Source organism: Mycobacterium kyogaense (assembly GCF_003254575.1).
GTDB classification, from domain to species: Bacteria; Actinomycetota; Actinomycetes; order Mycobacteriales; family Mycobacteriaceae; genus Mycobacterium; species Mycobacterium kyogaense.
The window spans coordinates 1-4349 of record NZ_QJUA01000088.1 but is presented as its reverse complement, the minus strand read 5'-3'; the positions used below and the strand labels follow the sequence as shown (position 1 = coordinate 4349).

Sequence of the window (4349 nt, the reverse complement as noted above, 5' to 3'; positions counted from 1 at the left end):
GCCAGAACCAAACGGGTCTTCTCCTCGGCGCTGACCTTCGCCTTTCGCGATCTGGCCATCTGACACTCCTTCTGGACGTGTCACCATCATTCTCCGGCGACCCTGACAGAAAGTTTGAGTCAGTGGAGTTGTCGGTGGTCGAATGTATGTTCGAACTATGGTGGAGGTGCAGCAGGCGGTCGCGGGGTTACGCGCTGCGGTCGATGCTGTGCTGGCCTGCAGCCTCGATCGGTCCACTGCTGCCGAGGTGGTGGAGCTGCTCGACGAGCTCGAAAGCGCGGGGTGCCGGCTTCCGGCGGCCCAGCATCGGGCGTTGGCTCGACTGCAGGTGGAGACGTCTGCGATGCAGATGGGGGCGAAGAACTGGAAAGACGTCCTGGCGATCCGCTACCGGATCAGCGGGTCGGAAGCGAACCGGCGGCTGAGTGAGGCGGCGCTACTTGCCCCGCGTCAGTCGATGACCGGAGAACCCCTACCCCCGGTGCTGCCCGCGACCGCGGCCGCCCAGGCCGAGGGGCGGATTACCCCCGAACATGTGGAGGTGATCCGTAAAGCGGTCGACGACCTCCCCAGGTTTGTCGACGCCACTACCCGGGAGCAGTTCGAGGCTGAGGTGGTGCGCATCGCCACCGGTGCCGGTCCGAAAGCCACCCGCGACGCCGCGGAACTGGAGCTGTTTCTGCTCGATCAGGACGGGCCCGAACCCGACGACGCCGAACGCGTCCGCAAGCGGGGGTTGAACAAGAGCCCGCAACGTCGCGACGGCATGACCGAGTGGCGAGCCAACCTGACTCCGGAGGCGGCGGCGGTGTGGGAGGCGATCTTCGCGAAGTACGCCGCCCCGGGCATGTGCAACCCGGATGACCCCGAGCCGTGTACATCCGGGACGCCGACCCAAGAGCAGATCGACAACGATCACCGCAGCCTCGCCCAACGCCAGCACGACGCGTTGGTCGCGGTGGGACGGATCGCCCTGATGAGCGGCGAGTTGGGGCAGCTCAATGGATTACCGGTGACCGTCATCGTGCGCACCACCCTCCAAGACCTCGAATCCCGAGCCGGCATCGGGACAACGGGCGGCGGCACCCGGCTGCCGATCAAAGACGTGATTCGCATGGGTTCCCACGCGAGCCACTACCTGGCGGTGTTCGACCGCGCCACCGGCTCCGCACTGGACCTGTTCCGCACGAGGCGGGTGGCCTCGGCCGCGCAAAGAATCATGTTGATCGCCCGCGAGGGTGGCTGCACCAAACCCGGCTGCCCCGTCGGCGCCTACGGCTGCCAGGTCCACCACGTCACCGCCGACTGGGCCGAGGGCGGGCTGACCAACATCGACGACCTCGGCCTGGCCTGCCCACCCGACAACCGCGCCGTGGGACCCGGCGGCTGGAGTACCGCCATGAATGCCCGCCACGACGTCGAATGGACCCCACCACCGAACCTCGACACCGGCCAAACCCGCATCAACACCCACCACACCCCCGAACGCCTCCTCCGCCCCGAGGACGAGTCAGAAAGTGGCGCTGACGCGCCGACCGATCCAGTCGGCGAGACCGAGGGGCAGTCGCCCTCGACCGGCGACCCGTCAGAACCCGGCGGACCCGCACCACCGGACAACGAAGCCGCCTGAGGGCGGGTGGTGACGACGCGATCTGTGGCGCGAGGCGACACAGGTCGATCAGAAATGCCCGACAGCGTCTTCGATTTCGGCGGCGCCGATTGAGTGGGGCACAGTGTTTTCCGTTGGCGTACAGCCACTTCTGTTGCGACCGCCCCAGCATGGCCTTCAGTCCCCCCGTGGGTGGTGACTTCCTTCCCTTTCAGTGGCCATGCCGCGGATCGACACTGATACCGCGGACCGCACATGTCCGAGGACCGTCATCCCGACGGTCCCGAGTGAAGGGCAGGTCATGATGAAACGCGAAGTGTGCAAGTTCTTTTCCGGATCGTTCGCCGCGCTGGCGTACGCGCACGCCGCCTACGCGGTGGCGACGTCTCGGGGCATGATCGACGAACCCGTCTTCCTCGGGAGGCAATGGGGTGTCGGCTACATGTGGACCGAAGCCGTCGTCTATTCCGCAGTCAGTGTGGCGCTGGGGTACGCCGGCTGGGGTAACCGACCCACACGGCGACAGGATGAGTCACCTTCATCCCCGGCCGCCGAGCAGCCGTCAACAGCAGAACCTCAGCTCGCCACCAGATGACGGAGCCGTCTCGTTCGGGTGGCGAAGTGGTGTCACGGAGTTTCTGACTGGTCGCTGTGCTGACATCATCTGACGAGTGGCGCCGTACACCGTGAAGACGACGGACAGCAGACTGGCAGTTCGCCTTGCGGCGTTGGCGTCGCTGGGTGCGGCGGTCGTTCATGTCGCAGTCGTCCCGACCCATTGGCAGCAGTGGGCCCCTTCAGGCGTGTTCTTCTTGTCCCTCGCGCTCTTTCAGCTGGTGTGGGCGCGCACCGCTCTCGTGCACACAACCATCCCGGTGCTGACCGCCGGCGTCCTGGTCAACGCCGGCGCGCTTGCTCTGTGGGCGATTTCCCGCACCGCGGGTGCGCCATTCGGCCCCGACGCCGGACACGTCGAGCTGATCGCGGGCGCCGACGTCTGCGCGATGCTGCTCCAGATGTACGTGGTGATGGGCGCCGGCTGGGTCTGGTACCGGGGTATGCGAGGGGCGCCCGTGCCCGCGTTCGCCAGTGCGGCGATCTTCGTCGGCGCCGTGGGTGTCGTCGCCATGGCGTCGACCGTGGGAGTGGCTTCCGGTCTACAGCACGGCGACCATCACACGGGGGGTCATGGTCAGGCCGACGACCATCACGCCGAGGTCCCCGAAGCGGCAACTACGCCACCGGCGCTAGGCCCTGCGCCTACCCCCGCGGCCGAACCCCTGACCAGTCACGAGATCCACGATCACGCGCACTGAGCACACGGAAGGCGGCTCACGACGCTAGGCGCCCACTGCGCTTCGCGGAAATACGGTTCGACCGTCCCGCTGAGCTTCACGACCATCGGATTCCCGCGACGGTCCCTGGCCGTGGGCACCTCCACACGCACCCACCCCTCGTCCACGTCGTACTCGTGGACATTGGTCCTCTCGACGCCGTTGAAGCGGATGCCGACGTCGCGGGTGAGCACCTCTTCGTCATAGAACGGACTGCGCGGATCGATGGAGAGGTGATTCGGCGGGACGTCTGGGGTCTGATCGTCGGGCATGGCCCATGAACCTACCGCCGGCCATCAGTGGTCAGCAGGCGGGGAGGTCAGCAGCCGAGGGATCAGGCCACTGCGAGCGGCGGGACACCAGAAAACCTCGATGGTGAACGTCGTGGTCGATGCCAGGTTCCGCTGATACGTCACTCCCGCGCCGCCGCACGTTCTTTCCAGGCCGGTGATGACTTGGCGCACGCATCCGCCGAGATTGTCCTGGGAGATGTCGCCGGCGGTGAATCGCGGGGCGTCCGGCGCGAACGCCACCTCGTTGGCGCCGCCGCCCGCGCCCACTCCATCGCGGTGCGCGGACTGGGTAGCTGCAAAAGCCCGGGCGAAGGTGTCGAACAGCTTCCGATGGTCCTCACCGACCTCGAGCCGGGCCGGATCACCGATTCCGTTGTGCCAGTGCGAGTTCGCCTGACAGCTGGCGCCGGTCGAGCCTGCCCAGTACCGAGCGATGAGTGAGAGCCCATCATCACAGAACGACGACAGCAACGGATGTGCGGTCTGCAGCCCTACCAGGACCCCACGGGTGCCGTCGGCTACCCGTCGAGCTGCTGGTGTGCTGTTGACCGGCTTGGTCAGCCTTAATCGCTGTGTCCGTCTTGACCTTTGGCGCCGCTGGCGCCGGACTTGCCCGTCGCACCGGATACGCCAGGTGCACCCGTCGCACCCTTGGCGCCCGCGCCGGCTGCGCCGGTGGCACCTGTGCCGCCGTTGAGTCCGGTGGCGCCCGTGGCGCCGCGGGTGCCCAGCAGCCCGCCGTGACCGCCCGATCCGCCCGCTCCGCCAGCCCCACCGGTTCCGCCAGTCCCGCCGGCTCCCGCGGCGCCAGCCAATCCGCCTGCACCACCGGCACCGGCCGTACCGCCCGCGCCGCCAAGGCCGCCGGCACCGCCGATACCCCCGCGACCGGGTGACGAACCCTTCACACCGGTGCTGGTAACGGTGCCACTGTTACCGCCGTTGCCGCCCGGCCCGCCCGCAGCGCCGGTGCCGCCCATGCCGCCGTCGCCGCCGGTACCACCGGTACCACCGGTACCTCCGTCGCCACCGCGGCCCCTGGCCCTTCTACACATCTCCCAACCCACTACACCGTACTAGACCACGTCTGCCTTCCTCTTCTTCAAAAAAAAA

General features: G+C 67.6%; 6 protein-coding genes. 3 read left to right on the top strand and 3 right to left on the bottom strand.

Annotated features, from left to right (window positions below):
• Positions 1 to 142 precede the first annotated feature (142 nt).
• The 3 genes from DMB80_RS27610 (at position 143) to DMB80_RS27600 (ending at position 2925) form a co-directional block, all read left to right on the top strand.
• Positions 143 to 1630 (top strand): HNH endonuclease signature motif containing protein, encoded by a 1488-nt coding sequence (locus DMB80_RS27610; RefSeq protein WP_111512740.1) that lies wholly within the window; start codon positions 143 to 145, stop codon positions 1628 to 1630.
• A 280-nt stretch (positions 1631 to 1910) separates the two neighbouring features.
• Complete coding sequence (locus tag DMB80_RS27605) at positions 1911 to 2204, top strand: hypothetical protein (protein ID WP_240431420.1); 294 nt, start codon at positions 1911 to 1913, stop codon at positions 2202 to 2204.
• Between the two features lie 76 nt (positions 2205 to 2280).
• Positions 2281 to 2925 carry a hypothetical protein gene (locus DMB80_RS27600; RefSeq protein WP_111512739.1) on the top strand — a complete coding sequence of 215 codons (645 nt, stop codon included), beginning with the start codon at positions 2281 to 2283 and terminating at the stop codon, positions 2923 to 2925.
• Here DMB80_RS27600 and DMB80_RS27595 read toward each other — a convergent pair.
• From DMB80_RS27595 to DMB80_RS28295, 3 genes are all read right to left on the bottom strand, one after another.
• Positions 2913 to 3215 carry a DUF3297 family protein gene (locus DMB80_RS27595; RefSeq protein ID WP_111512738.1) on the bottom strand — a complete coding sequence of 101 codons (303 nt, stop codon included), beginning with the start codon at positions 3213 to 3215 and terminating at the stop codon, positions 2913 to 2915. The genes DMB80_RS27600 and DMB80_RS27595 overlap by 13 nt on opposite strands.
• Positions 3216 to 3239: 24 nt before the next feature.
• Entirely contained in the window at positions 3240 to 3707 is a 468-nt protein-coding gene (locus tag DMB80_RS27590; protein ID WP_111512737.1) for a hypothetical protein, read from the bottom strand.
• A gap of 92 nt (positions 3708 to 3799) precedes the next feature.
• Positions 3800 to 4291, bottom strand: coding sequence for a hypothetical protein (locus tag DMB80_RS28295; RefSeq protein WP_162938734.1), 492 nt, complete (start codon positions 4289 to 4291; stop codon positions 3800 to 3802).
• Positions 4292 to 4349 lie beyond the last annotated feature (58 nt).

Bases quoted from the DNA above. Each gene is read 5' to 3' on its own strand.
- DMB80_RS27610 (WP_111512740.1), top strand. From the start codon at position 143: ATGTATGTTCGAACTATGGTGGAGGTGCAGCAGGCGGTCGCGGGGTTA.
- DMB80_RS27605 (WP_240431420.1), top strand. From the start codon at position 1,911: ATGATGAAACGCGAAGTGTGCAAGTTCTTTTCCGGATCGTTCGCCGCG.
- DMB80_RS27595 (WP_111512738.1), bottom strand. From the start codon at position 3,215: ATGCCCGACGATCAGACCCCAGACGTCCCGCCGAATCACCTCTCCATC.
- DMB80_RS28295 (WP_162938734.1), bottom strand. From the start codon at position 4,291: ATGTGTAGAAGGGCCAGGGGCCGCGGTGGCGACGGAGGTACCGGTGGT.